Source organism: Saccharopolyspora karakumensis (assembly GCF_004349225.1).
In the GTDB taxonomy this organism is placed as follows: domain Bacteria; phylum Actinomycetota; class Actinomycetes; order Mycobacteriales; family Pseudonocardiaceae; genus Saccharopolyspora; species Saccharopolyspora endophytica.
Map to the genome: position 1 here is coordinate 63,967 of NZ_SMLA01000006.1, position 26,865 is coordinate 90,831.

Here is a 26,865-nt window from a genome sequence, read left to right on the forward strand (position 1 = left end):
TCGCTGCCGCTGGGCAGAGCACGCGGGGACATCCCCGACCTCGCGACCCTGATGAAGGTCGCCGTGGCGGCCGTCGGCGGCGTGCCGCGCGAAGGTCAGGCGCAGATGGCCGAGGCCGTGGAGCACACCATCACCACCGGGGAGCACCTCGCCGTGCAGGCGGGGACCGGCACCGGCAAGTCGCTGGCCTACCTGGTCCCGGCGATCCGGCACGCGGTGGCCGACGGCACGACCGTGGTCGTGTCGACCGCGACGATCGCGCTGCAGCGCCAGCTGGTGGACCGCGACCTGCCGCGGCTGTCGGACGCGCTGGCCGAAACCCTGGGCCGCAAACCGACGTTCGCGATCCTCAAGGGACGCCGCAACTACCTGTGCCTGAACCGCATCCACGGCAACGCGCCGTCGGAGCCGGACGAGGACGCGCTGTTCGACGCCTTCGCCGCCTCCGCGCTGGAACGCCAGGTGCAGCGGGTGCAGGAGTGGGCGACCGAGACCGAGACCGGTGACCGCGACGAGCTGGTTCCCGGCGTCACCGATCAGGCGTGGCGGCAGCTGTCGGTCACCGCGAAGGAATGCCTGGGCGTGCACCGCTGCCCGGTCGGCACCGACTGCTTCGCCGAGCGCGCCCGCGCCACGGCCGGCCGCGCGGACATCGTGGTCACCAACCACGCGCTGCTGGCCATCGACGCCCTCGACGACCGCCCGGTGCTGCCCGAGCACGACGTGGTGCTGGTCGACGAGGCCCACGACCTGGTGGACCGGGTCACCTCCGCCGCCACCGGCGAACTCACCGCGAGCGCGGTGAAGCTGGCCGCGCGGCGCTGCGGCCGGGCCATCGACGAGGAGACCGCCGACCGCCTCGACGAGGCCGCCGAAGGCCTGGAACTGGTCCTCGAGGACTCCGCGCCCGGCCGGTTGGAGGAGCTTCCCGAAGCCCTCGGCCGCGCCGTGACCGTGGTCCGCGACTCCGCGTGGGCGTGCATCTCGGCGCTCGGCCCGGAGCGCAAGGAGGACGTCGAGGGCAGCACCGCCCGCAAGCTCGCGCACGCGCTCACCGAGGACGTGCACGACACCGCGGTCCGGCTGCTGGAGGCCTTCGACGAGGCCCAGCAGCACGACGTCGTCTGGGTCTCCAACGAGCCCAACCGGCCCAAGGCCGTGCGGGTCGCGCCGATCGGCGTCGGCGGCCTGCTGCGCGATCGGCTGTTCGGCCAGCGCACGACGGTGCTGACCTCGGCGACGCTGTCGCTGGGCGGATCGTTCGACACGCTGGCCCGCCAGTGGGGCCTGCCGCCGCAGCAGCAGGTCGAGTCCGCGGCGGGGATGGCCACCGCGAAGGAGGCCCCCTCGGACGGCGGCACGCTGAAGTGGACCGGGATGGACGTCGGTTCGCCGTTCGAGCACCAGCGCAGCGGCATCCTCTACATCGCCCGCCACCTGCCCCCGCCGGGCCGCGACGGGCTCCCGCCGCAGGTCCTCGACGAGATCACCGAGCTCGTTCAGGCCGCGGGGGGACGCACGCTGGGCTTGTTCTCGTCCCGCCGCGCCGCCGAGCAGGCAGGTGAGGAGCTGCGCAAGCGGCTGTCCACGCCGGTGCTGTGCCAGGGCGACGACACCACGGCGCTGCTGGTCAAGCGCTTCGCCGAGGACCCGGAGACCTCGCTGTTCGGGACCCTGTCGCTGTGGCAGGGCGTGGACGTGCCGGGTGACTCGCTGCAACTGGTGATCATGGATCGGATCCCGTTCCCCCGGCCCGACGACCCGCTGGCCTCGGCCCGCCAGCAGCGGATCTCCGAGCACGGCGGCAACGGATTCCTCACCGTCGCCGGGACGCACGCCGCGCTGCTGCTGGCCCAAGGCGCCGGTCGGCTGCTGCGGTCGCCGAACGACCGGGGCGTCATCGCGGTCCTGGATCCTCGCCTGGCCACCGCCCGCTACGGCGGTTTCCTCCGGGCGTCGCTCCCGCCGTTCTGGACCACCCACGACCCCGACGTGGTCCGGGGCGCGCTCAAGCGCCTCACCTCGGGCTGACCGAGCGGGTAAAACTGCCCACAGTCGCTCCCGCCGCGCGCTCGACTGCGGGTAGTTTCATCCGGTCCCCCTCGACCCCTGGGAGCGCTGCCGTGTCCGAACGCCCGTCATCGCCGGCCGCGAACCTCGCGCGCACCGTGGTGTTCGCCGCCTTCATCGCCGTGCTCGGGATCTTCCCCGGCTTCTACCTCGCCGGTGCCGCGGTGCCGGTGGTCCTGCAGAACGCCGGACCGCTGCTGGCGGGCAGCATCCTCGGCGCCCGGCGCGGCACCGCGTCGGTCCTGCTGTTCGTGGCGCTGACCGCGATCGGCCTGCCGCTGCTGTCCGGCGGGCGCGGTGGCATCGCCCCGTTCCTGGGTCCGAGCGGTGGCTTCCTGCTGGGCTGGATCCTGTCCGCGCTGGTCGTGGGCCTGATCGTGCAGCGCGCGGCGAAGCCGGGGCTGCCGGTGCTGCTGCTGGCGAACCTCGCGGGCGTGGCCGCCGACTACCTGATCGGCATCCCCTTCTGGGGCCTGATGATCGGCGATCTGCCGTCGGCGGCGGTGCAGTCGCTGGTGTTCCTGCCCGGCGACGCGGTGAAGCTGGTGGCGGTGTCGCTGGTGGCGGTGGCCGTGCACCGAGCGGTTCCGCAGGCCTTGACCGGTGCGGCGCGGCGGCCGGCCGAGGGCTGACGTGCTGCCGATCCTCGGGCGCGAACCCACCTCGCGCGTCGGTGACCTGACCGGCCCGGAGCTGGCCGAGGCCGCGCACCGGGTCGCCCGGCGTCTGCCGCCGGGCTCGCGTGTGGCGATCTCCGGATCGGACGAGACGGCCCGGCTGATCCACTTCCTGGGCGCCGACCTGGCCGGATGCGCCTCGCTGCTGGTCGACCCGGACTGGCCGGACCTCGACGCGGTGCTCGACGACGCCCGCCCGGAGGTGTTCCTCGACGCCGACGCGCCCCTGGGCGAGGACCGGGGCACCGAGCTGCCGGTGGGCGACGAGTCGACGTGGTTCTACCTGCCCACGACCTCGGGGACCACGGGACGGCCGAAGGTGCTGGTGCGGTCGCGGGGTTCGTGGCTGCGCAGCTACGGCGCCCTCGGCCTGCCGCTGGAACCCGCCGACCGGGTGCTGATCCCCGGGCCGCTGAGCTCCTCGCTGTTCCTCTTCGGCGCCCTGCACGCCCTCAACAGCGGCGCTGACCTGCGCCTGCTGGGCCGCTGGTCGGCCTCGGCGGCCGCCGAGGCCACGTGCGACGCGACCGTGGTCCACCTCGTCCCGGCCCAGCTGTCGGCGTTGCTGGCCGTGCTGGAGCACGATCCGCTGCTGCGGTCGCGGTGCGCGCTGCGGCTGGTGGTGTGCGGTGGTTCGAAGGTCGGTCCCGCGTTGGAGGAGCGCCTGGCGAAGGCGCTCCCGGGCTCCCGGCTGATCGAGTACTACGGTTCGGCCGAGCAGTCGCTGATCGCGGTCCGCCACGGGGAGCGGCTGATGCCGGTGGTCGACGTCGGCGTCCTCGACGGACGCCTGCTGGTCCGCTCCGACCTCGCCTTCGACGGCTACCTGGAGCGCGGCGAGCTCGTCCCCGCCTCCACCGACTGGACCGGTGACCAGGCCTTCCAGCGTCCCGACGGCGCGCTGGAGATCCTGGGACGCGAAGGTGCGGTGATCGACACCGGCGCCCGGTTGGTCGCGATCGAAGCCGTGGAGTCGGTGCTCCGGGAGGTCGACGGCGTGCTGGACGTGGTCGTCGCCGCCACCCCTCATCCGCGCTTCGGCGCGCTGGTCACCGCGGTCGTCGAGGGCGACGCGCGACTGCCCGACCTGCGCGCCCACGCCCGCGAGAAGCTGCACCCCGCCGAGCGCCCGCGCCGCTGGCTGATCGTCGACGCGCTGCCCCGCACGGCCTCCGGCAAGCCCGCCCGCGCGGTGATCGCCGAGCGGCTGAGCAGCGGTGAGCAGCTGTGAACCCGGTGATCATCGCGGCCCGGCGCTCCCCCATCGGCGAGGCGGGCGGCCTTCTCCGCAACGTCGAGGCCGACCGGCTCGCGGCGCCGGTGCTGCGCGCGGTCCTCGACGACGCCGGGATCGAGCGCGTCGACGACGTGCTGCTGGGCAACGTCCTCGGACCCGGTGGCAATCCCGCCAGGGTCGCCGCGCTGCGCGCCGGACTGGACGAGGCGACCCCGGGCATGACGATCGACCGCCAGTGCGCCAGCGGCCTGTCGGCCATCACCACCGCCGCCTCGATGGTCTCCGGCGACGAGTTCTTCCTGGCAGGAGGCGTGGAGAGCCCGTCGACGGCGCCGTGGCGGGCGTGGCGGCCGCGGAACGCGACCGAGCCGCCGCGCTTCTACCAGCGCGCCCCGTTCGCCCCGGCCGACATCGGCGATCCCGACATGGGTCCGGCCGCCGACCTGATCGCCGCCGAAGCCGGGATCGGCCGGGAGCGCCAGGACGCCTTCGCCGCCCGCAGCCACGCGCGCGCCGTCGCGGCCCAGGACGCGGGCCGCTTCGACGCCGAGCTGGTGCCGATCGGCTCCGCGACCGGCGACGAACGCCCCCGCCGGGGCTTCACCCCGGAGCGCCTGGCCCGGTTCCGCCCGGCCTTCACCGCCGACGGGACGGCGACGGCCGCGAACTCCTGCGGCATCAGCGACGGTGCCGCGGCGGTGCTGGTCACCAGCGAGGAGCAGCGCGCGAGACTGGGGGTGCCCGGGCTGCGGCTGGTCGGCTGGCGCACCTCGGGCGTGGACCCGAACCGGCTCGGGCTGGGCGCCGTGCCCGCGATGCGCGCGCTGTGCGAGCGGCGCACCCCGGAGGTCGTCGAGTTCAACGAGGCGTTCGCCGGTCAGGCCCTCGCATGCCTGGACGCGGCAGGCCTCGATGATGAGCTGACCGGACCGGACGGCGGCGCGATCGCGCTGGGGCACCCGTGGGGCGCGTCGGGCGCGGTGCTGGTGGTCCGGTTGTTCAGCCGGATGGTCCGGCAGGACGGGCCGCGGATCGGCATGGCCGCGCTGTCCTCCGGCGGCGGGCTGGGCGTGGCGACGATGTGGGAGCGAGTGGGTTGATCGAGTTCGAGGGCGTCGGGCACAGCTACGACGGTCGCGCGGTGCTGGACGGCGTGGACCTGCGGCTGCCCGAGCGGCGGGTGGCGTTCGTCGGCGCCAACGGTTCCGGCAAGTCCACGCTCGCCCGGATGATCAACGGACTGGTGCGGCCGAGCCGGGGGCGGGTGCTCGTCGACGGTCTCGACGTGGACCGCAACGGCCGCGAGGTCCGGCGCCGCGTCGGGTTCGTCTTCACCCACCCCGACAGCCAGATCGTCATGCCCACCGCCGGTGAGGACGTCGCGTTCTCGCTGCGCAAGCAGGGCCTGTCCAAGGCGGAGCGGCAGCGGCGCGCGGTCGAGATGCTGGCCCGGCACGGGCTGGAGGGCTACGCCGAGCACCCCGCGCACCAGCTCTCCGGCGGGCAGAAGCAGCTGCTCGCGCTGTGCTCGATGCTGGTGCTGGAGCCCGACGTCCTGGTCTGCGACGAGCCCACGACCCTGCTGGACCTGCGCAACAAGCGGCACTTCGCCGAGGTGCTCTCCGGGCTGGAGCAGCAGGTCGTGCTGGTCACCCACGACCTCGACCTGCTCGCCGGTTTCGACCGCGTCATCGTCCTGGACCGGGGCCGGGTGGTCGCCGACGACGTCCCGGAGACGGCGGTCGGCTTCTACCGGGAGCTGATCGGGTGAACCCGCTGGGTCTCTACGAGCCGGGGACCAGCCCGCTCCACCGCCTCGGCGCGGGCTGGAAGCTGCTGGCGCTGCTGGTCTTCGCGATCGTCACGTTCGTCCTGAGCGCCCCGGTGTCGCTGGTGGTGTGCGTGCTGGCGGCGGTCGGCGGCTACGCGGTCGGGCGGATCCCGCTGCGTCGCGTCTGGCAGATCGGCCGGTTCCTGATCCCGCTGGTCGCAATCGTCTTCGCCCTGCAGTGGTGGATGCTCGACCTCGCCCGAGCCGAGACGATCAGCCTCCGGCTGCTGGCCACCCTCGCGGCGGCGAACCTGTTCACCCTGGTCACCAGGGTCGACGACCTGATCACATCGGTGGAGCGAGCGCTGCGCCCGTTCGCCCGGTTCGGCGTGCGCCCGGAACGCGTCGGGCTCCTGGTGGGCCTCACGGTCCAAGCCATCGCAGCCCTGTCCACGATCGCGGCCCAGGTGCGCGAAGCCCAGCGAGCGAGGGGCGCCGACCGCTCCCTGCCGGCCTTCGCCATCCCCTTCCTGGTCAGAACCCTCCGCCACGCCGACGACCTCGGCGAAGCCCTAGCAGCCCGAGGACTCGGCGACGACTGACCGCCCCTCCACCAGAGACGGACGATCACCCCCGCAGTCCGGTGACGGGATTTCAGCGGAAATCGGGTTCCGGATTTCCACTGAGATCGGGTCACCCGGGCCACTGGGCGAGGACGGTGACGGTGCCAGGGTCGACTTCGGTGAAGCCCGCGTCTCTGACCATGGCGACTCGGGATTTGCGCCAGGCCGTTTCGGGGTCGTCGCCGGGGTGCAGGTCGGTCCAGGTCGCCGGCGAGGCCTGCCGGACGGCGCACGGGTAGCCGTCGGCCGCCCAGCGCTCCAGGTCCGCGTCGAGGCCTTCGCCGTGCAGCTGGGCTGCCAGGATCATCGTCGCGTGGCCGACCTGAGCTGCGGATTTGCCCGCGCTCATGGGGACGTCGGGGTTGATCCACAGGACCGGGACGCCGGGCTGAACCGGGCCCGGTTCGTCGGGTTCGAGTTCGCTGCCCGAGATCTGCAGGCGGCTGAGCTCCTTGGGCATGTCCGCGACCCGCATCGGCAGCAGCGCGCGGACCTCGGCGCCGCCGACCTCGACGGTGATGCCGGGCAGCGCCTGCACGGCCTCCCAGTGCGCGCCCCGGGCGCGGCGGGTGACCTTGCGGATGCGGCCGGAGATCCAGCCGTGCATCGCCTCGTGCCACTCCCCCTCGGGAGCGCAGCGCTCGTCCAGGCAGACGGCGAGCGCTGCCGCGGCGGCGGCCTCCAGCAGCGCGGTGCGGGCCGGGGGTTCGCGGCGCTCGATGCGCAGCACCATCGGCATCAGCACGACGTCGTCGGGATCCTCGTCCGAGGTGTCGGCGGTGGCCTCGCCGGGCAGCGCGAGCCACTGGGCGTAGCGGGAGAGGAGCGGGTCGAGCACGGAAAGGGGCAACACGATCTGCTCAACTCCCGCCACGCCGCAGGTGTTCCGGGATCACTGGTCGAGTGGCACCCGTCGCAGGACGCCGTCCTCGGCGTCGGCGGACTCGATCTCGGCGCGCGTCACGCCGAGCACGAACAGCACCGTGTCCAGGAACGGGTAGGACAGCGCGGTGTCGGCGACCTCGCGCAGCGCCGGCTTGGCGTTGAACGCGACGCCGAGCCCGGCGGCGGTGAGCATGTCGATGTCGTTGGCGCCGTCACCGACGGCCACGCACTGCGCGGCGGGGACGCCGAAGGACTCGGCGAACTGGCGGAGCGCCTTGGCCTTGCCGGGCCGGTCGACGATCTCGCCGATGACCCGGCCGGTGAGCTTGCCGTCGACGACCTCCAGCTCGTTGGCCGCGCTGAAGTCCATCCCCAGCTCGTCCACCAGCTGGTCGATGATCTGCGTGAACCCGCCGGAGACCACTCCGGTGTGGAAGCCGAGCCTGCGCAGCGTGCGGATCGTGGTCCGCGCACCGGGGGTGAGCTCCAGCTCGGCGGCCACCTCGTCGAGCACGGTGGCGGGCAGACCTTCCAGGACCGCGACCCGCTGGCGCAGCGACTCGGCGAAGTCCAGCTCGCCGCGCATGGCGCGCTCGGTGACCTCGCGGACCTGGTCCTCGCAGCCGGCGCGGCGGGCGAGCATCTCGATGACCTCGCCCTGGATGAGCGTGGAGTCGACGTCGAAGACCACCAGCCGCTTGGCGCGGCGGGACAGGCCGGTGCGCTCGACGGCGAGGTCGACGCCGGTGCTGGCCGCCAGCGCGGTCATCGCCTCGGTGAGCTCGGCGTCGTCCTCCGCGTTCGGGGCCGTGACCTGCAGTTCGAGCCCGGTCACCGGGTAGTCGGCGACGCGGCGGATGGAGTCGATGTTGACGTTGATCTCGGCCAGGGCCCTGGACACGTCGCCGAAGTTGCGGGCGGTCACCGGCTGCCCGAGCACGACGACGGCGTGCGTGGAGCCGAGCTTGGCCGCGTCGATGTCCTCCGCGCCGATCTCGACGTCGACGACCATGCCGACCGTCGCCATCGCCTGTTCGACGGCCTCCTGCAGCCTCTCCGGGTCGATCTCGGTGGACACCAGCACGCCCAGCACGAGGCGGCCGCGGATCACCACCTGCTCCACGTCGACGATGTCCACGCCGTGGCGTGTCAGGGCGGCGAAGAGCACGGACGTGACACCGGGCTTGTCCTTGCCGGTAACGGTGATCAACACGGTGGTCGCATGAGAGCTCACGACTGCGAAAGTTCCTCTCTAACCGAGAAAGGTGGACTCAGAGGGCGGGAACGGCTGTGGTCAAGCGGCGAAGCCGCTTTTCTCCTTCACCACCCGAGCAGCTCGCACCGCCGCGGGTTCTGAAGGCTTTCGTGGCGAGTACGCCGCGACGCCGTGTATTGGCATACATCAGGAGTGGCGCACGGAGTCCACGGAAGCCTTCAGGTTCCGCTGCCCGCGCCGCTACGTTTGCCGTTCACCTCACCCTCGGGAAAAACGCAACGAGCCCCGGCAGGCCTTGTGGCCCGCCGGGGCTCGCCGTCGAGCTGGCCCCACCCTGGCACAACCGTGCCGTTCGGGGCTATCGACGAAATCACTTCTCGGTGGTGTCGTCCCGGTCCGAGTCGTCCTTGGTCTTGGGCGGCTGAGTCAGGGTGGCGGTACCGCCGCCGCCTTCCTCGTGCTCGTGCGCCAAGGTCTTGCCGGTGAGGGACAGGTGAGCCTCGAGCCGCATCCGCTCGGAGATGTGCGGGTAGTGCAGCTCGAACGCCGGACGCTCGGAGCGGATCCGCGGCAGCTCCTTGAAGTTGTGCCGCGGCGGCGGGCAGGAGGTCGCCCACTCCAGCGAGTTGCCGTAGCCCCACGGGTCGTCGACCTCGGCGACCTCGCCGTACCGGTAGCTCTTGAAGACGTTGTAGATGAACGGGAGCATCGAGGCGCCCAGGATGAACGCGCCGATCGTGGAGATCGTGTTCAGCGCGGTGAAGCCGTCGGACTCCAGGTAGTCGGCGTACCGGCGCGGCATGCCCTCGTTGCCCAGCCAGTGCTGGACCAGGAACGTGCCGTGGAAGCCGATGAAGGTCAACCAGAAGTGCAGCTTTCCGAGCCGCTCGTCCATCATCCGGCCCGTCATCTTCGGGAACCAGAAGTAGATGCCGGCGAAGGTGGCGAACACGATCGTGCCGTAGAGCACGTAGTGGAAGTGCGCGACCACGAAGTAGGTGTCCGACACGTGGAAGTCGACCGGCGGCATGGCCAGCAGGACACCGGTGAGACCACCGAAGAGGAAGGTGACCAGGAAGCCGACGCTGAAGATCATCGGCGACTCGAAGGTCAGCTGCCCCTTCCACATGGTGCCGATCCAGTTGAAGAACTTCACACCGGTCGGGACCGCGATCAGGAACGTGGTGAACGCGAAGAACGGCAGCAGCACGGCGCCGGTGGCGTACATGTGGTGCGCCCACACGACGACCGACAGCGCGGCGATGCCCAGGGTCGCGTAGACCAGGCCCGAGTAGCCGAACAGCGGCTTGCGGCTGAACACCGGGAAGATCTCCGAGACGATGCCGAAGAACGGCAGCGCGACGATGTAGACCTCGGGGTGGCCGAAGAACCAGAACAGGTGCTGCCAGAGGATGACGCCGCCGTTGGCCGGGTCGAAGACGTGGGCGCCGAGGTGGCGGTCCGCCATGAGGCCGAGCAGCGCGGCGGTCAGGATCGGGAACGCCATCAGGATCAGCACGCTGGTGACCATGATGTTCCAGGTGAAGATCGGCATCCGGAACATCGTCATGCCCGGCGCGCGCAGGCAGACCACGGTGGTCAGCATGTTGACCGCACCGAGGATCGTGCCCAGACCGGAGACGACGAGACCGGCGATCCACATGTCCGCGCCGTGCCCCGGCGAGTGCAGCGCGTCCGACAGCGGGGTGTAGGCGAACCAACCGAAGTCGGCCGCACCACCCGGCAGCAGGAAGCCGCTGACGACCATCAGGCCGCCGAACAGGTAGAGCCAGTAACCGAACGCGTTCAGCCGCGGGAACGCGACGTCCGGCGAGCCGATCTGCAGCGGAAGGATGTAGTTCGCGAAGCCGAACAGGATCGGGGTCGCGTACAGCAGCAGCATGATCGTGCCGTGCATGGTGAACAGCTGGTTGTACTGCTCCTGCGACAGGAACTGAAGTCCCGGAACGGCCAGCTCGCCGCGGATCAGCATCGCCATGAGGCCGCCGGCCATGAAGAACGCGATCGAGGTGACCAGGTAGAGGATGCCGATCTGCTTGTGGTCCGTGGTGCGGAACATCCGCGCCAGGAACGACCCCTTAACCGTTTTGCGCACCGGATAGGGGCGCGTGGCGATCGGCTGTGGCGCGACGGCCGTCACGGTGCCTCCTGCACTCCCTTTGAAGCCTTCTCGGACCCGGACGGATCCGCCCCGACCCGGGTTGGGTCGGTGACCGCATGCGACGCCCGGCAGGAGCCCTGCCGGGGAGCCGGTCGCAATGCCGCCGACTGCGGATACTAGTCCCGGGGTCCGGCCGGAGTTCGGCCGGGCCGTAGCCACCCTATTCATCGCGCCCTCGATCGTCACCCGCGGTGAGATCCATCAGACACACGGCGACCAGGAAGACGTCGGGCGAACCGCCCACGAGGCGGACAGATAACCTACGTGGCAATAGGTCCGGCAGCCCGCCTGCGTTCGCACAGGGCAGCCCTGGGACGACGTCCACCAGATCCTGGAGGGGAAGCACGTGCGGAAGAGCACGATCATCGGCGCTGTGCTGGTCGGCGGTATCGCACTCGCGGGCTGCACACCGGCCGAGTACGACAGCGACCAGCCGCCGGCCCCGGGCACCCCGCCCGCCGACGCGCCGAAGATGGCCGGCCAGGCCTCGACCGGCGAGCACGGCGCGAGCGGGCCGGCCGCTCAGCTGCTGAGCAACCGCCAGCAGGTGCTGGCGCTGGCCGAGCTCGGCGCCACCAAGGCGACCAGCCCGCAGGTCAAGCAGGTCGCGGCTGAGCTCCAGAAGTCGGCGGCCGAGCAGGTCACCGAGCTCGGGCAGCACGCGGGCGGCGAAGGCCAGACCGCGTCCGCCGACGCCTCGCTGTCGGCGCTGAGCGGTCCGGCCTTCGACGCGCAGTGGAAGCAGAAGGTGCTGACCCTGGTCAACGAGGCCGCGACGCTGGCCAAGTCGGCCCAGAACGACGCAGAGCTCGCCGAGCTCGCCACCGAGCTCGTGACCGAGCAGCAGGAGATCACCGCGAAGCTCAACGCGCTGGCCTGATCTCCGCCTCGCTCCTGGAAGGGCACCCGCGATTCGTCGCGGGTGCCTTTTTCTTCGGCTCTTCCCGCCGGAACCTACCGAAAGTAGGCTACTGGAAGTAAGCTACCGAGGAGTAGATAAGCGGGGCTGACTCGAGGGAGAGCAGATGCCGAACGTGTCCGGCAAGGTCGTCCTGATCACGGGAGGCGCCAGGGGTATCGGCGCCGAGACCGCGCGCGAGCTCGCCGAGCGCGGCGCCAAGCTCGCCCTGGTCGGCCTGGAGCCCGAAGAACTGGCCAAGGTCACCGCCGAGCTCGGCGAGGGCCACTTCTGGGCCGAAGCCGACGTCACCGACCCCGACTCGCTGCAGGCCGCCGTCGACGCCGCCACCGCGAAGTTCGGCCGCATCGACGCCGCCATCGCCAACGCGGGCATCGCGCCGCTGGGCAGCGTCCGGGAGAGCGACCCGCGCGGTTTCCTCAAGACCATCGACGTCAACGTCAACGGCGTGTTCCACACCGCCCGCGCGGTGATGCCGGAGCTGGCCGCGAGCAAGGGCTACCTGCTGGTGGTGTCCTCCCTGTCGGCGTTCGCCCCGATCGGCGGCATGGCGGCCTACACCGCGAGCAAGGCCGCGTCCGAGGCGTTCGCGTCGGCGCTGCGCATGGAGGTGCTGCACCTGGGCGTGTCGGTGGGATCGGCGCACCCGTCGTGGATCGACACCGACCTGGTGCGCGAGGTCGCCGGCGACCTCGAGACCTTCACCGAGATGCGCAAGCGCCTGCCGTGGCCGATGCGCGCGATCACCACTCCGGACGCGTGCGCGCGAGCCTTCGCCAACGCCATCGAGCGCCGCAAGCGCCGCGTCTACGTCCCGCGCGGCGTCATGCTCATGCACTGGCTGCGCAACCTGCCCGGTTCGGCGCTGGTGGAGCTGTTCATGCGGCGGCAGCTGATCAAGCTCATCCCGCAGCTCGAGCAGGAGGTCCGCGACCTCGGCCGCTGCATGAGCGAGCGGAACCAGAAGCTCAACGCCTAGTGGTTTCCGTGGAGCGATCGTGTGCAAGCGGCGCAGCCGCGAGGTGTGAAAACCACCCTCGCAACCTGCACCGCCGCGGGCTCTGACACGTCTTCTGGCGAGTACGCCGCGACGCCGTGCATCGGACGTGCATCAGGAGTGGCGCACGGAGTCCGGGAGGCGTGTCAGGTTCCGCTACCCGCACCGCCAAGCACAACGACCACTGCCCGCGTGACCGCTGGGCCGGTGGTCGGGAGCGCGACGGGAGAAGCCCCGACCACCGGGGTCAGCGGGTGCGTTGCAGCGGGCGCCGCTGCTGCGGCGGCCCGACCAGGCGAGGCGGCTGGTGGAAGGCGTCCTGGCCCGCGAGCGCCGGGCGCTTGGTGAACACCGGCTGCTGCGGCACGACCGGGCGCCTTCGCGGGAGGCTCTGGCGGCTCTGGGCCGCCGCCTGGCGGCACTGCCGCTCGTGCTCTATGCGGGCGATGAGCAGCCAGACCGTCGGATCGGCGTCGCCGGTCGGCCGGTGCTGCGGCCGGCTCGTCGGGCTGATCCAGTACGGCAGCCGCACCAGCATGCCGCCGAGCACGGCGCCGACGGTGTTGCAGACGATGTCATCGGTGGAGCAGACGCGGCCGCTGATCGCGACGAACTGGATCGCCTCGATCGAGGACGAGCACAGCAGACCGCCGAACGCGATCTTGGCCAGGTTGTCGAACCACGGAACGCGTTGCGGCACCAGCACGCTCAGCGGCAGCAGCAGCACGAGGTTGCCGGCCAGCTGGATCCACGGCTGCGAGTCGCCGGGCGCGGCGGCCAGCGCCTCCGAGACGTCGTTGCCGATTTCGGGCCGGAAGGGCTCCAGGGTCGGCACCTGAGGCGTGAAGACCAGGTAGCCCACGACCAGCACCGAGTAGGCGAGGGCACCGTCGATCAACGGTTGCCGCATCACGAACGGCTCGGTTGAATAGCCGCGAAGCAATCCCGATCCGAATCCGACGGCGACCGCGATCAAGAGCAGTGTCGTCACCACCGGAACGAATCCGTCGAATGCCACGAGAATCTGCTGCACGTCCGCCGCACTTCCTCTGGCAGCCAGCGCCAGAACCACGAGGAACTCGGTTAATCCGCAACGGATATCCCGAATACCTGGAAACCGTTGGGAATTGTCATTTCCAGCGGTCGGCGTTGACCGAGATCTTCTGGGGGTCTGCATCGGCCGGTGGCGGCCGGACGCCGCCTCGGGGTTTCGCGACGTCCGGCCGCCGGCCCCTGTCACCGAGCGGGCGACAGGGCGGGGATTCGCGAGGTGGGAGGCCATTCGGCGGAGTGCTGGGCCCTCGTCGGGGTACGGGTCCCATCCGCTGTCCGGCCGACCTCGACGCGGTCCCCGCGACTGGTCGGTTGATGTCCGTCTGAATCGACTCCGTTCGCAATGGAACGTAACCGGCGAAGCCCGTCGAACGACAGCCATGGCAAGAAGACGCCATAGCGCGCGAGGATCTCCACAATGGACGCGAACCAGTGGATGGAACCGCCGCGAACTGCGATTCCCCAGAAGCGGGGCGAGATACTCGCGTGATCCGCTCGAAATTTCACAGCTTTGCCAACGCCCGGATATTCGTGAATTCCGCGTAACCGCACGTGAACACGATGACAAGTACCGTGAACAACGGGGAATCCCCGGTGAACCCCAGCACTGCGCGAACCCGGACGGCGCTCGCGGCCTCAACCTACACGGCCGGCAACTCCCGGCGCAGCGACTCCTCAGAACCGAAGCGGCCCACCGATGTTCACCGGTGGGCCGCTTCGGAGTCGCAGATCACTCCTGCTTCTTGCGGAAGAACCTCAGGATCGGGTCGTAGCGGTGGTCGGCGACTCGTTCCTTGAGGGGGATGAGGGCGTTGTCGGTGATGTGGATGTTCTCCGGGCACACCTCGGAGCAGCACTTGGTGATGTTGCACATCCCGAGACCGTGGTCTCCCCTGGCCTGCTCGGGACGATCCCGGGCCTCGTCGAGCGGGTGCATCTCCAGTTCGGCGACGCGCATCAGGAAGCGGGGGCCGGAGAAGGCCTCCTTGTTCTCCTCGTGGTCGCGGATGACGTGGCAGGTGTCCTGGCAGAGGAAGCACTCGATGCACTTGCGGAACTCCTGCGAGCGCTGCACGTCGACCTGCTGCATCCGGTACTCGCCGGGTTCGAGGTCGGCGGGCGGCGTGAACGCCGGGACCTCGCGGGCCTTGGTGTAGTTGTAGGACACGTCCGTCACCAGGTCCTTGACCAGCGGGAAGGTGCGCAACGGGGTGATCGTGATGGTCTCGGCCTCGGTGAAGGTGGACATCCGGGTCATGCACAGCAGCCGCGGCCGACCGTTGATCTCCGCCGAGCACGAGCCGCACTTGCCCGCCTTGCAGTTCCAGCGGACCGCCATGTCCGGGGCCTGGGTCGCCTGCAAGCGGTGGACGATGTCGAGGACGACCTCGCCCTCGTTGACCTCGACGGTGTAGTCCTGCAGCTCGCCGTCGTCGGCGCCGCGCCACACGCGGAAGTGCGCCTGGTACCCCATCACAGCTCCTTCGCGTGGACGTCCGAGAGCTCGTCCTCGGTGTAGTACTTGCGCAGTTCCTCCAGCTTGAACAGCTCCAGCAGGTCCGGCCGCATCGGCACCTGCGGCTGCTCGGTGACCTCGACTCCGTCTCCGGACTGCCGGCAGGCCAGCAGTTTTCGGCGCCACCGGGCTTCCATCACCGGGTGGTCGTCGCGGGTGTGCCCGCCCCGGCTCTCGGTGCGCAGCAGGGCCGCGCGGGCGACGCACTCGCTGACCAGCAGCATGTTGCGCAGGTCGATGGCCAGGTGCCAGCCGGGGTTGAACTGCCGGTTGCCCTCCACTTCGAGGTGTTCGGCCCGCCCCACGAGCTCGCGCAGCCGGTCCAGCGCCTCACGCATCTCCTCGCCGCGCCGGATGATGCCGACGAGGTCGTTCATCGCCTGCTGCAACTCCGAGTGCAGCGCGTAGGGGTTCTCGCTGCGCCCGTCGGCGGGGTTGAACGGATCGGCGGCGCGCACGGCCGCAGCGTCCACATCGGACGTGCTGATCGACGGGCGTCCCGACAGGCCCTGCACGTACCCCGCGGCGCCCGCTCCCGCACGGCGGCCGAAGACCAGCAGGTCCGACAACGAGTTGCCGCCCAGCCGGTTCGAACCGTGCATGCCGCCGGCGACCTCGCCCGCGGCGAACAGACCGGGCACCCGGGACGCCGCGGTGTCCGGATCGACCTCGACCCCGCCCATCACGTAGTGGCAGGTCGGCCCGACCTCCATGGACTCCGCGGTGATGTCCACATCGGCCAGTTCCTTGAACTGGTGGTGCATCGACGGCAGTCGCTTGGTGATGGTCTCGGCGGGCAAACGCGTTGCCACGTCGAGGAAAACCCCGCCGTGCTCCGAACCCCGGCCTTCCTTGACCTCGTTGTTGATGGCGCGCGCGACCTCGTCGCGCGGCAGCAGTTCGGGCGGTCTGCGGTTGTTGTCCGGGTCGTCGTACCAGCGGTCCGCCTCGGCCTCGCTGTCGGCGTAGTTGTCCTTGAACACCTCGGGGATGTAGTCGAACATGAACCGGCGGCCCTCGGAGTTCCGCAGAACACCGCCGTCACCGCGCACCGATTCGGTGACCAGGATTCCCTTCACGCTCGGCGGCCACACCATGCCGGTCGGGTGGAACTGCACGAACTCCATGTTGATCAGCGATGCCCCGGCGCGCAGGGCGAGCGCGTGCCCGTCGCCGGTGTACTCCCAGGAGTTCGAGGTGACCTTGAACGACTTGCCGATGCCGCCGGTGGCGAGGATGACCGCGGGCGCGTCGAAGAGCACGTAGCGCCCGGACTCCCGCCAGTAGCCGAACGCTCCGGAGACCGCGGGGCCGTCCTTGAGCAGTTCGGTGACCGTGCACTCCTGGAAGACCTTGATGCGCGCCTCGTAGTCGCCGAACTCGGCGTGGTCCTCCTGCTGCAGCGAGACGATCTTCTGCTGCAGCGTGCGGATCAGCTCCAGGCCGGTCCGGTCGCCGACGTGCGCGAGCCTCGGGTACTCGTGGCCGCCGAAGTTGCGCTGGCTGATCCGGCCGTCCGGGGTCCGGTCGAACAGCGCCCCGTAGGTCTCCAGCTCCCACACCCGCTGCGGCGCCTCGCGCGCGTGCAGCTCGGCCATCCGCCAGTTGTTCAGGAACTTCCCGCCGCGCATGGTGTCGCGGAAGTGCACCTGCCAGTCGTCGCGGGAGTTGACGTTGCCCATCGAGGCGGCGATGCCGCCCTCGGCCATCACGGTGTGCGCCTTGCCGAACAGCGACTTGCACACCACGGCGGTCCGCAACCCCGCCGAACGCGTCTCGATCGCCGCGCGCAGACCCGCGCCACCGGCGCCGATCACGACCACGTCGTACTCGTGCCGTTCGATCTCCACATTCAGTCCTTCAGGATTCGTTGGGAAGCGGCGGAGCCGCTCTCTCTTTCACCGCCCACCCTCGTCACCGCGGGCAGCTCCGATGCTGTGAATCGGCATTCACGAGGAGGAGGTCCCGCAGCCGGGGACGCGCTCAGGTTCCCCCACCCGCACCGCAACGCAGATCACCCCGGAAACGTCAGTTGAACAGTCTGGGATCAGTGATGGCTCCGGCCGCCACCAGCATCACGTACAGGTCGACCAGAGCCACCGAGGCGAGCGAGCACCAGGCGAGCAGCATGTGCTTGCCGTTGAGCCAGGTGATCTTGGTCCAGAGCCAGTAGCGCACCGGGTGCTTGGAGAAGTGGTTGAGGCGTCCGCCGATGAGGTGGCGGCAGGAGTGGCAGGACAGCGTGTAGGACCACAGCAGCACCACGTTGACCACCATCAGCAGCGCGCCCAGCCCGACACCGACACCGCCGTCGGTGCCCTTGAAGGCGATCACGGTGTCGTAGGTGAGCACCGCCGCGACCAGCATCGCCGCGTAGAAGAAGTACCGGTGCACGTTCTGCATGATCAGCGGGAACCGGGTCTCGCCGGTGTAGCGGCTGTGCGGCTCGCCGACCGCGCAGGCCGGCGGCGACGCCCAGAACGCCCGGTAGTACGCCTTGCGGTAGTAGTAGCAGGTCAGCCGGAACCCGAGCACGAACGGCAGCACGAAGATCGGCGGCGGGACCAACCACCCCAGGTCCGGGAACGGTTGGCCGAAGTGGCTCGATCCCGGCACGCACGCCGCGGACAGGCACGGCGAGAAGAACGGCGCCAGGTAGTTGTGCTCCGGTACCCAGTACCACTGGTTCATGAACGTGCGGACCAGGCCGTAGACCACGAAGGCCATCAGGCCGAGGAAGGTCATCAGCGGCGGGAGCCACCAGCGGTCCGTGCGCAGCGTGCGCGCGCCGATGCGGGCCCGGCCCGTGGAGCTAGCGAGTGCGGACATTCGTCGACCTCGTTGTCAGGAGTCGTCCGACGTGCTCAGCATGAGGCCGCTCATTGTGGATCAGGTCGCACCGCGCCAGGTAGTCCCCCAAAGGGCGCAACTTCGCCCCCTGGGGATGCGCGACTCGCGGTGCTCGGGGGGGTGCCGGTGGTGGAACCTGACACGCCGCCTGGACTCCGGGCACCGCTCCTCATGTGCGCCGATGCACGTCGTCGCGGCGTCCTCGCCAGGCGACGTGTCGAACCCGCGGCGGTGCGGGTCGAGTCCCGCACCTGAAGCAGCGGCTGTCGCCGCGTCCGACCGCTCGTCGATCAGTGCCGGAACTGGCCTCCGAGCCCCTCGTCGTCGGCGTCCTGCCACAGCGACGGGTCGTAGGGGGTGTCGGGCACGATCACCACGTCGTCGCGGACGTCGTCGCCGGTCCGCGGGGTGGGGACCACGGCGGACAGCTCGCCGGCGTCGATGTCGAGCCGCTCGATGTCGTTGTGGATCCGGCGCACCACCGCGGCGTCGCCGTAGCGCCGCCGCAGCGCTCCGGCGCTGGTCCGCAGCTGCGCCAGCACCCGTTGGAACTCGGCCAGTTCGGTCGTCGTCGGGGCCATCGCGAACACCTCTCGCGCCTAGGTGGTAGAACCTCCGCCTAGACTCTGCCCGCCACGACCAAATGTGACAAGTACCACACCAGACGATCACCCGGCCGGTCCCCCGGACGGGCCATTACGAGGATTCGGTCGCGAGGCCGGTCGCGGTCCGGGCGCGTTCGGCGCACGGCGGGCCCGAGATGGCCCGGCCGATGCGCTGACCTCCCCAGCCCAGCGCCAGGACGTAGGCCAGCGAGAGGACCGCGACCACCGCCGAGGCCGCGGGCCAGAGCCAGTCCGGGACGCCGGGAGCCGCCTCGCGGCGCAGCAGCTGGTACTCCGGCAGCGCGTCGCGGGTGAACTGCGATGGCGCCGGGACGCCCGGTTTGTTCCGGGCCGCGTCGGCGGGCAGGTACACCGGCATCGCGAGGATCGCGCGGCCGGAGTGCAGCCGGATGATCGTCTTCCACGCCCCGTGCACCGGCATCGCCCGGTTGGTGCGGTAGATGCCGGGCACCACCTCGGTGAGCCGGTCGACGTGCAGCGAACCGCCGTGCCAGCCGGTGATGGTCAGCCAGGTCGGGTGATGGGCGATCGGGGCCGGTTCGATGCGCACCACGGCCTGATACGTCTGCTCGTCGACGGCAACGCTCGCGCGCACGCCGTCCGGCGAGGTGCCGACCAGCCCGTTGACGACGGCGACCGCGATCCCGGTGACCGCCAGCCCGAACAGGGCGTTGCGCGTGCGCGCGGGCGGCAGCTCACCGCGCAGCGCCCGCACCAGCAGCGCCCCGAGGAGGCCACCGCAGACGCCGCCGGTCAGCGACATCAGCACGCCCTCCGGCAGCATGTCCGGCGACCACGGCAGCCGGTAGGCCGCGGCGGTCCACAGGTATTCGCTGGTGTAGCCGATGGTTCCGATCAGGAGTCCGGAGAACACGCCCAGCGCCAGCGGTCTCCGGGCCAGTGCCGTCGCGGCCAGCTCCACGCACAGCGCCTCGACCACGTACATCGGGATCGCGGCGGTCGGCCCGCCGAGCACCGGCCCGACGAGCAGGGTGATGCCGCCGCGGGTGAGCACGAACAGCGCGACCGCCAGCATCGCGCCGCCGGGCCCGACCCACAGCCGCGCGGCCACCAGCGCGCAGCCGGCGGAGACGGCGATCAGCAGCGGCTGGAAGACCATCCGGAACTGCGGGACGCCGAAGTCCCACTCCGCCTGGAAGACCGACAACCCGACCAGCAGCGCCCCGCAGAGCAGGCCGCGCCGGACGTAGAGCGCGCGCATCGTCTCGGCGCGGCCGGTGCGCACGAACCTGCCCTCGCGCTCCAGCAGCGCCATGGCCACCAGCGACAGCGAGACCCCGCCGATGACCATCAGCCGGGCGGGTCCCCACAACGTGACGTCCTGGCCGAAGAGCCGCTGCCACACGGCGTCGAGCGGGAATCCCAGCAGCGAGAAGAAACCGGCGAGCCCCAGCAGGAGTCCGCTGGTGGGCGCTTCCCAGCACTTGGTGATGCGCAGCGCGGCGCGGCCCGGGTGCTCGCCGACCGGCAGCACCATCGCGAGCGTGCCGGCGACGCAGAGACCGAAGATCCCGAACAGGATCGGGTAGTGCGCGATGTTGGACAGCGGTCCGGATCCGCGGCCCTGCGTGATGCGCAGCGCGATGTCCCAGTAGAGGCCCAGCAGCGTCACCAGCAGCGAGGTCAGCGCCAGTCGCAGCGGGAGCGCGGCCCAGCCGGGAAGTCCTCGCAGCAGCCAGGAGTGCTCGGATCGTTCGGCGAGGCGGGCGAGCACCGTGATCTTCCCGGTGCGGTGGCCGTATCCGAGCGCGATCAGCAGTGCGGCCAGCAGTCCGGCACTTCCCGCGGCGATGAGGATCTGGACCAGGTCCGCGCCATCCGACGGGGCAGGGCCCGACGGCTGCTGGAGGAACGAGGTCATGACGTGATCGAACACTAAACCTTCGACAATGTCAGGCCGTACTGTGACATTCAACGTTGTCAGAGTGACGGTTCACCCGAATGGTGGAATCTTTCGATGATCCTTCCGCCGCGGGCATCCACGACACGCCGACTTCTTCAAGCGTCAAGTCTTGTGGCTCCCAGTCCGGAGCACAAGACTCTCGGTTGGTTCCCGAACTATTGTGATCTGATCCTGTTGACTGCGAGGCAGCTTTGAGCATTCTCGGCACCCGGGTCCAACGTGTCGAAGACCCACGCCTTCTCACAGTCGGCGGCACCTACGTGGACGACCTGCGTGAACCCGCCCTGCAGGGCGCACTGCACGTCCTCTTCGTCCGCAGCCCGCTGGCGAACGCCACCATCACCGAAGTGGACGTCGACGAAGCCAAGTCGGCTCCCGGCGTGCACGGGGTCTTCACGGCCGACGACGTCGACCTCCCGCCGTACCCCTCGGGCGGCAGCCTCTCCGGCCCCACCCCACCCGGCATGGACCGGCCCCACCTGGCCAAGGGCGTGGTCCGCTACGTCGGCGAGCCGGTCGTGGCGGTCGTCGCCGAAACCCTGGGCCAGGCCCAGGACGCGGCCGAAATGGTCTCGATCGACTACGACCCGCTCGACGCGGTGATCGACCTCGACGAGGCGCTGGCCGGCGAGAAGCTGGTGTTCCCGGAAGCGGGCACCAACGTCATCGGCACCGCCGGTGAACTCGACGACTCGCTGTTCGCCGACTGCGAGGTCGTCGTCAGCAAGCAGATCCTCAACCAGCGCGTCGCCGCGGCCTCGCTGGAAGGCCGGTCGGCGGCCTGCGCGTGGGAGGGCGAGAAGGTCACCTTCTGGCTGTCCAACCAGAACGCGCAGTCCTGCCGCGACGAGCTGATGGCCAATCTCGGCCTGCCGCAGGACGAGCTGCGGGTGATCACGCCCGACGTCGGTGGCGGTTTCGGCGCCAAGATCGGCTCCGAGCAGGAGGCCGCGCTGCTGTCGCTGGTGTCCAAGCAGGTCGGCAAGCCGGTCAAGTGGGTGGAGACCCGCAGCGAGAACCTGGTGGCGATGACCCACGGCCGCGCGCAGCGGCACGTGGTCACCATCGGCGGCCGTCGCGACGGGACGATCCAGGCCTACCGGCTGGAGATCGTGCAGGACGTGGGCGCCTACCCGCGGATGGGCGCGTTCCTGCCGGTGTTCACGCAGATGATGGCCAGCGGCGTCTACGACATCCCCAAGGTCGAGTCGCGGGCGCAAACGGTGGTCACCAACACCACGCCGATCGGCGCCTACCGCGGCGCGGGACGTCCGGAGGCCACCGCGGCGATCGAGCGCGCGATCGACCTGTTCGCCGCCGAGATCGGTGCCGACCCGGCCGATGTGCGACGCGCGAACCTGGTCAAGCCGGAGCAGTTCCCGTACCAGACGCCGGGCGGGATGCTCTACGACTCCGGCGAGTACATCAAGGGCCTCGACTCGGTGCTGGACGCCGCCGACTACGCCTCCCTGCGCGAGGAGCAGGCCAAGCGGCGCGCGGACGGTGCCACCAAGCAGCTGGGCATCGGCCTGGCCAGCTACGTGGAGATCACCGCGCCGAACAACACCGAGGGCGAGACCGGGCACGTCGAAATCCGCCCGGACGGCAGCGCTCTGGTGCTCACCGGCAGTTCCGCGCACGGCCAGGGCCACTGGACGACGTTCGCGATGCTGGTCTCCGAGCAGCTGGGCATCGACCTGGACAAGATCGAGGTCGTGCACGGCGACACCGACCTGATCCCCAAGGGCGTCGGGACGATGGGCTCGCGCTCGCTCCAGCTGGGCGGCACCGCGGTGCACCGCGCCGCGGTCGACGTCAAGGACAAGGCCCGCAAGCTGGCCGCCGAGATGATCGAGAGCGACGAGGCCGACATCGAGCTCACCGACGGCACGTGGCAGGTGCGCGGTGCGCCCAACGTCACGGTGTCGTGGGCCGAACTGGCGCAGAAGGCCGAGGACGGCCTGGCCGCCGACGTGCACTTCGTGGAGGACCGGCCGACGTTCCCGTTCGGCAGCCACCTCGCGGTGGTCGAGGTCGACGTGGAGACCGGCAAGGTCGACTACCTGCGGCACATCACGGTCGACGACGCGGGCGTGATCGTCAACCCGATCCTCACCGAGGGCCAGCGGCACGGCGGCATCGCGCAGGGCGCGGCGCAGGCGCTGCTGGAGGAGGTCTCCTACGACTCCGACGGGAACCCGCAGAACGCCAGCTTCGCCGACTACGCGATCATCACCGCCGCCGAGCTGCCCAGCTTCGAGCTGCTGACGATGGAAACGCCCACCACGCTGAACCCGCTGGGCGCCAAGGGGATCGGCGAGGCCGGGACCATCGGCGCCACCCCGGCGGTGCAGAACGCGGTGGTGGACGCCCTGTCCCACCTGGGTGTTCGGCACATCGACATGCCGACCACGCCCGAACGGGTGTGGCAGACCATCAACCAGGCATAGAAAACCCGCTGATCTTGTTCAGGTAGTCCACCTGAGAAGCGTTGAGGAGTTCCTTCGTGCAAGTTTCGATCAACGTCAACGGCGAGCAGCGGAGCCACGAGGTCGAGGACCGCACCCTGCTCGTCCAGTACCTGCGCGACGACTGCGAGCTGACCGGCACCAACATCGGCTGCGACACCACGTCCTGCGGCGCGTGCACGGTGCTGCTCGACGGCGAGTCGGTGAAGTCCTGCACCGTGCTCGCCGCGCAGGCCGAGGGCAGTGAGGTCACCACCATCGAGGGCCTGTCGGACGGCGAGCAGCTGCACCCGATGCAGCGCGCGTTCCAGACCCACCACGGCTTGCAGTGCGGTTACTGCACGCCCGGCATGGTGATGGCCTCGGTGTCGCTGGTCGAGGAGAACCCGGACCCGACCGAGGCCGAGGTCCGGTCCGGCCTGGAGGGCAACCTCTGCCGCTGCACCGGCTACCACAACATCGTTCAAGCCGTGCTCGACGCGGCCAAGGAGAAGCAGGGGGCCGCGGAATGATTCCTGCCGCCTTCACCTACAAGCGCGCCACCACGGTCGACGAGGCGCTGAACCTGCTCGCCGAGCACGGCGACGACGCGAAGCTGCTGGCCGGCGGGCATTCGCTGCTGCCGCTGATGAAGCTGCGGCTGGCTGTGCCGGAGGTCGTCATCGACGTCGGCGGCCTGCGCGACCTGTCCTACATCCGCGAGGAGGGTTCGCAGATCCGCATCGGTGCCCTGACCAGGCACCACGACATCGAGCACTCGGACCTTCTCAAGCGCGAGGCGCCGCTGCTGGCCCACGCCGCGGGCACCATCGGCGACCCGCAGGTCCGCCACCGCGGCACCATCGGCGGTTCGCTGGTCCACGGCGACCCGGCCTCGGACCTGCCGGCGGTCGCGCTGGCGCTGGACGCGGTCCTGGTCGCCCAGGGCCCGTCGGGCACCCGCGAGATCGCGATCACGGACTTCTTCACCGACTTCTTCGAGACCTCGCTCGGCGAGGACGAGCTGCTGGTGGAGATCCGGATCGAGAAGAACTCCGCGCAGGGCTGGGACTTCCAGAAGTTCACCAAGCGCGCCATCGACTGGGCGGTCGTCGGCGTGGCCGTCGCGGGCAACCGCGTCGGCCTGGTCAACATGGGTCCCACCCCGATGCGCGCGGCAGGCGTCGAGGAAGCACTGGCCTCGGGCGCCAACCCCGCCGAAGCAGCGGAACGCGCAGCCGAGAACACCTCTCCCCCGGACCAGCCCACGGCCAGCGCGGACTACCGCCGCCACCTGGCCAAGGTCCTCGTCCGCAGAGCCCTCGAAGCCGCAGCCAACCGAGCCGGCTGAACACCACCCGAAGGGCGCCTCCGGCCTCCCCCGGAGGCGCCCTTCGGCGTCTGCGCACAACACCTGCGCCCACACCACCTCACCTCGCCCACGGGTGACCGGATTGCGCCGGTAATCCGGTGCCCGAATACGGCGGTAATCCGGGTTGGTGGTGACCGGGAAGTCCGGGTGCTCGGGATCGTTCTGGGGGTCGGCCTGGTCGAAGGATGTTGATTAGCTGCGGAAATCCGGCTTCAACCCCGGGTGCGGGTTAGCGTGGGTGCGTGGTCGGTCGGGTCCGGGTCGGGACGTCCGGGTGGGTGTACGGGCCTTGGCGGGGGCCGTTCTACCCGGAGGGGTTGCGGCGTGCCGACGAGCTGGGATTCCTGGCCGCGCGGATGAGCAGCGTGGAGATCAACGGGTCGTTCTACTCGTTGCAGCGGCCGGAGAGCTACCAGCGGTGGGCCGAGCAGACGCCCGACGACTTCGTGTTCTCGGTGAAGGGCAGCCGGTACATCACGCACATGAAGCGGCTGCGCGGTGTCGAGACGGCGTTGGCGAACTTCCTGGCCTCGGGGGTGCTGGCGCTGGGTGCCAAGCTCGGTCCGATGCTGTGGCAGCTGCCCCCGTCGATGAAGTTCGAGCCGGAGCGCTTGGTGGAGTTCTTCTCGCTGCTGCCGCGCAGCACCGCGCAGGCGGCCGACCTCGCCGCGCGGCACGACGAGCGGCTGGACGGCCGGGCGCTCACCGAGACCGACGCGGACCGGCCGATGCGCCACGCCCTGGAGGTCCGGCACTCCAGCTTCGCCACCGCCGAGTTCGTCGCACTGCTGCGGGAGCACGGCATCGCCCTGGTCGTGGCCGATGCCGCCGGGAGCTGGCCGCACCTGGAAGACATCACCGGAGACTTCGTCTACCTGCGCTTCCACGGCGCCGAAGAGCTCTACGCCAGCGGCTACGGCGACGACGACCTCGCCCGCTGGGCGCGGTTGATCGACGCCTGGCGCCGCGGCGACTCACCCACCACCGGCCACACCGTCGCCGCGCCGGCCCCGGGGACCGGAACTCGCGACGTCTACGCCTATTTCGACAACGACATCAAAGCCCACGCCCCGCACGACGCCATCACCCTCGCCGGTCTCCTCTGACGCCACCGTCCAGCGACCCCTCGCCCCGCCGGCGCTGACCGGATTTCGGTGGAACTCGGGAACTCTGATTTCCACTGAGATGCGGTCACACGGGTGGTCAGGGGGTCCAGTGGACGACTGTGGCGTCGTCGTGGGGTTTTGCTCGTGGGGGTGGAGTGCCGGTGGTTTCGGCTTGGCGGACCTGGTTGAGCAGGGTCGACGGGCCGTCCGCGTCGAGGAGGTCGAGGCAACCGGGCCAGTCGGTGAGGGCGAAGTGGTCGACGTGGCGGGAGGCGCCGTCGGTGAGCAGGGCCGCCCTGCGGAACGGAGGTGTCGTGCCGGTGATGGCGTGGTGGGCGGCTTCGGGAACCGTTGAGGCGACCCAGAAACCGTCCGCGGAGTTGCGGAGTTCGGCCACCGCGTCGCGGGTGTAGCTGGGGAGGCGGTCGATGCGTCCGTCGACGATCGGGCGGACTTCGCCGTCGACGTCGAGGACCAGCGGGCTGTCGGCCAGGACCAGGTGCTCCGCCTGGTCGCGGAGCCGCAGCAGCGTCACCGTCGAGGACGGGCTGTTGGGGTTGGTGAGGTCGCAGGTGTCGGCGTGGGCTCGGCGAACGCGGTCGATCGCCTCGGCCAGGACGTCGGCGAGCGCGTCGTCGCTGGTCGTGAGCAGTTCGGCGAGCGCCCCACCGAGACGCCGGACGAGCCAGACGACGTCGTGCGCGCAGCCGCTGTCGACGCCCGCCGGAGCGGTGGCGCCGTCGAGGACGAACGCCCAGTCGGGACCGATCGCGAAGTGGTCCTCGTTGCGTCGGCCCGGGGCCGCGATGGTCGCTGCCGTCGCGGGCATCTACTCGCCGAGCTGCGGTAGCCGGTGCAGCGCCTCGACCAGCGGAGCGAGCTCGGGGACCTCCTCGGCCTCGGCGAGCGCCTTCTCCAGCGTTTCGTCGTGGGTGGGCCTGGCCTTCTTCAGCAGCGCGCGACCGCCGTCGGTGAGCTCGGTGTAGATGCCGCGCCGGTCGTCGCGGCACAGCACCCGGGTCAGCAGCATCCGGTCTTCGAGCCTGCTCACCAGGCGCGTCGTGGCGCTGCCGCTGAGCGCCGTGGCGCGGCCGAGCTGCTGCATCCGCATGTGCCAGCCGTCCTGCCTGCTCAGCGCGTCGAGCACGGTGTACTCGACCACCGACAGGCCGTGGTCGGCCTGCAGCGCCTTCTCCAGCGCGGTCTCGATCCTGCCGTGCAGGGCTGCGAGCGTGCGCCAGCCGCGCGCCCGGATCTCCACCGCGTCGTCGGCGATCCCCACTGCACACCTCCCTGCCGGTGACGTCCGCCTCCTCCCCACTGTAGCCGTTTGCGCCGATAGAGCGCGCGTGCAACTATTTATGTCGCGTGTGCAACTACCTGCGCACGCTCTC

23 protein-coding genes are annotated in these 26,865 nt (G+C 70.5%); 12 read left to right on the forward strand and 11 right to left on the reverse strand.

Annotated elements, in window-relative coordinates:
* Positions 1-51: 51 nt before the first annotated feature.
* The 6 genes from E1202_RS06180 to E1202_RS06205 all read left to right on the forward strand — a co-directional run bounded on the left by E1202_RS06180 (position 52) and on the right by E1202_RS06205 (position 6,357).
* A complete protein-coding gene (locus tag E1202_RS06180) occupies positions 52-2,031 on the forward strand; it encodes an ATP-dependent DNA helicase (RefSeq protein ID WP_132681693.1) in 1,980 nt (659 codons plus the stop codon).
* Positions 2,032-2,123: 92 nt separating this feature from the next.
* Positions 2,124-2,702 (forward strand): biotin transporter BioY, encoded by a 579-nt coding sequence (locus tag E1202_RS06185; protein WP_132681587.1) that lies wholly within the window; start codon positions 2,124-2,126, stop codon positions 2,700-2,702.
* Entirely contained in the window at positions 2,674-3,978 is a 1,305-nt protein-coding gene (locus tag E1202_RS06190; RefSeq protein ID WP_132681588.1) for an AMP-binding protein, read from the forward strand. The genes E1202_RS06185 and E1202_RS06190 overlap by 29 nt, the downstream gene beginning before the upstream one ends.
* Before the next feature lie 5 nt (positions 3,979-3,983).
* Positions 3,984-5,084: a thiolase family protein gene (locus E1202_RS06195; RefSeq protein WP_408006094.1), complete on the forward strand. Its 1,101-nt coding sequence runs from the start codon at positions 3,984-3,986 to the stop codon at positions 5,082-5,084.
* The gene (locus tag E1202_RS06200; RefSeq protein WP_132681590.1) at positions 5,081-5,755 is read left to right on the forward strand and encodes an energy-coupling factor ABC transporter ATP-binding protein; all 675 of its coding nucleotides are present in this window, start codon (positions 5,081-5,083) and stop codon (positions 5,753-5,755) included. Before E1202_RS06195 ends, E1202_RS06200 begins: the two co-directional genes overlap by 4 nt.
* Complete coding sequence (locus E1202_RS06205) at positions 5,752-6,357, forward strand: energy-coupling factor transporter transmembrane component T family protein (protein WP_132681591.1); 606 nt, start codon at positions 5,752-5,754, stop codon at positions 6,355-6,357. The genes E1202_RS06200 and E1202_RS06205 overlap by 4 nt, the downstream gene beginning before the upstream one ends.
* A 91-nt stretch (positions 6,358-6,448) precedes the next feature.
* Here the strand turns inward: E1202_RS06205 and E1202_RS06210 are convergent, their stop codons facing one another.
* The 3 genes from E1202_RS06210 to ctaD all read right to left on the reverse strand — a co-directional run bounded on the left by E1202_RS06210 (position 6,449) and on the right by ctaD (position 10,640).
* Positions 6,449-7,231: an aminoacyl-tRNA hydrolase gene (locus tag E1202_RS06210; RefSeq protein WP_207918486.1), complete on the reverse strand. Its 783-nt coding sequence runs from the start codon at positions 7,229-7,231 to the stop codon at positions 6,449-6,451.
* 39 nt (positions 7,232-7,270) lie between these two features.
* The gene (gene serB, locus E1202_RS06215; RefSeq protein ID WP_132681592.1) at positions 7,271-8,497 is read right to left on the reverse strand and encodes a phosphoserine phosphatase SerB; all 1,227 of its coding nucleotides are present in this window, start codon (positions 8,495-8,497) and stop codon (positions 7,271-7,273) included.
* 352 nt (positions 8,498-8,849) lie between these two features.
* Positions 8,850-10,640 (reverse strand): aa3-type cytochrome oxidase subunit I, encoded by a 1,791-nt coding sequence (ctaD, locus tag E1202_RS06220; protein WP_235877780.1) that lies wholly within the window; start codon positions 10,638-10,640, stop codon positions 8,850-8,852.
* Positions 10,641-11,007: 367 nt separating this feature from the next.
* On the opposite strand from ctaD, the gene E1202_RS06225 reads away from it, so the two are divergent.
* Both E1202_RS06225 and E1202_RS06230 read left to right on the forward strand, forming a co-directional pair.
* Complete coding sequence (locus E1202_RS06225; protein ID WP_132681593.1) at positions 11,008-11,541, forward strand: DUF305 domain-containing protein; 534 nt, start codon at positions 11,008-11,010, stop codon at positions 11,539-11,541.
* 145 nt (positions 11,542-11,686) lie between these two features.
* On the forward strand, positions 11,687-12,559 hold the full coding sequence (locus E1202_RS06230) for an SDR family oxidoreductase (protein WP_132681594.1): 873 nt from the start codon (positions 11,687-11,689) through the stop codon (positions 12,557-12,559).
* Positions 12,560-12,824: 265 nt separating this feature from the next.
* Here the strand turns inward: E1202_RS06230 and E1202_RS06235 are convergent, their stop codons facing one another.
* The 6 genes from E1202_RS06235 to E1202_RS06260 form a co-directional block, all read right to left on the reverse strand.
* The gene (locus tag E1202_RS06235) at positions 12,825-13,610 is read right to left on the reverse strand and encodes a VanZ family protein (RefSeq protein WP_132681595.1); all 786 of its coding nucleotides are present in this window, start codon (positions 13,608-13,610) and stop codon (positions 12,825-12,827) included.
* Positions 13,611-14,360: 750 nt separating this feature from the next.
* The gene (locus tag E1202_RS06240; RefSeq protein WP_132681596.1) at positions 14,361-15,104 is read right to left on the reverse strand and encodes a succinate dehydrogenase/fumarate reductase iron-sulfur subunit; all 744 of its coding nucleotides are present in this window, start codon (positions 15,102-15,104) and stop codon (positions 14,361-14,363) included.
* Positions 15,104-16,996, reverse strand: coding sequence for a fumarate reductase/succinate dehydrogenase flavoprotein subunit (locus E1202_RS06245; RefSeq protein ID WP_132681597.1), 1,893 nt, complete (start codon positions 16,994-16,996; stop codon positions 15,104-15,106). Before E1202_RS06245 ends, E1202_RS06240 begins: the two co-directional genes overlap by 1 nt.
* A gap of 178 nt (positions 16,997-17,174) precedes the next feature.
* Positions 17,175-17,975 carry a hypothetical protein gene (locus E1202_RS06250; RefSeq protein ID WP_132681598.1) on the reverse strand — a complete coding sequence of 267 codons (801 nt, stop codon included), beginning with the start codon at positions 17,973-17,975 and terminating at the stop codon, positions 17,175-17,177.
* Between the two features lie 311 nt (positions 17,976-18,286).
* Entirely contained in the window at positions 18,287-18,577 is a 291-nt protein-coding gene (locus E1202_RS06255; protein WP_132681599.1) for a hypothetical protein, read from the reverse strand.
* A gap of 115 nt (positions 18,578-18,692) precedes the next feature.
* Positions 18,693-20,504, reverse strand: coding sequence for a hypothetical protein (locus E1202_RS06260; RefSeq protein ID WP_132681600.1), 1,812 nt, complete (start codon positions 20,502-20,504; stop codon positions 18,693-18,695).
* A 233-nt stretch (positions 20,505-20,737) separates the two neighbouring features.
* Here E1202_RS06260 and E1202_RS06265 point away from each other — a divergent pair, with 233 nt between their 5' ends.
* The 4 genes from E1202_RS06265 to E1202_RS06280 all read left to right on the forward strand — a co-directional run bounded on the left by E1202_RS06265 (position 20,738) and on the right by E1202_RS06280 (position 25,471).
* Positions 20,738-22,996, forward strand: coding sequence for a xanthine dehydrogenase family protein molybdopterin-binding subunit (locus E1202_RS06265; protein WP_132681601.1), 2,259 nt, complete (start codon positions 20,738-20,740; stop codon positions 22,994-22,996).
* Positions 22,997-23,052: 56 nt separating this feature from the next.
* Positions 23,053-23,526, forward strand: coding sequence for a (2Fe-2S)-binding protein (locus E1202_RS06270; protein WP_132681602.1), 474 nt, complete (start codon positions 23,053-23,055; stop codon positions 23,524-23,526).
* Positions 23,523-24,344: an FAD binding domain-containing protein gene (locus E1202_RS06275; protein WP_132681603.1), complete on the forward strand. Its 822-nt coding sequence runs from the start codon at positions 23,523-23,525 to the stop codon at positions 24,342-24,344. The genes E1202_RS06270 and E1202_RS06275 overlap by 4 nt, the downstream gene beginning before the upstream one ends.
* 263 nt (positions 24,345-24,607) lie before the next feature.
* On the forward strand, positions 24,608-25,471 hold the full coding sequence (locus E1202_RS06280) for a DUF72 domain-containing protein (RefSeq protein ID WP_132681604.1): 864 nt from the start codon (positions 24,608-24,610) through the stop codon (positions 25,469-25,471).
* A 97-nt stretch (positions 25,472-25,568) separates the two neighbouring features.
* Here the strand turns inward: E1202_RS06280 and E1202_RS06285 are convergent, their stop codons facing one another.
* Both E1202_RS06285 and E1202_RS06290 read right to left on the reverse strand, forming a co-directional pair.
* Positions 25,569-26,300, reverse strand: a complete 732-nt coding sequence (locus E1202_RS06285) for a protein phosphatase 2C domain-containing protein (protein ID WP_132681605.1) — start codon at positions 26,298-26,300, stop codon at positions 25,569-25,571.
* A complete protein-coding gene (locus tag E1202_RS06290) occupies positions 26,301-26,753 on the reverse strand; it encodes a MarR family winged helix-turn-helix transcriptional regulator (RefSeq protein ID WP_132681606.1) in 453 nt (150 codons plus the stop codon).
* Positions 26,754-26,865 lie beyond the last annotated feature (112 nt).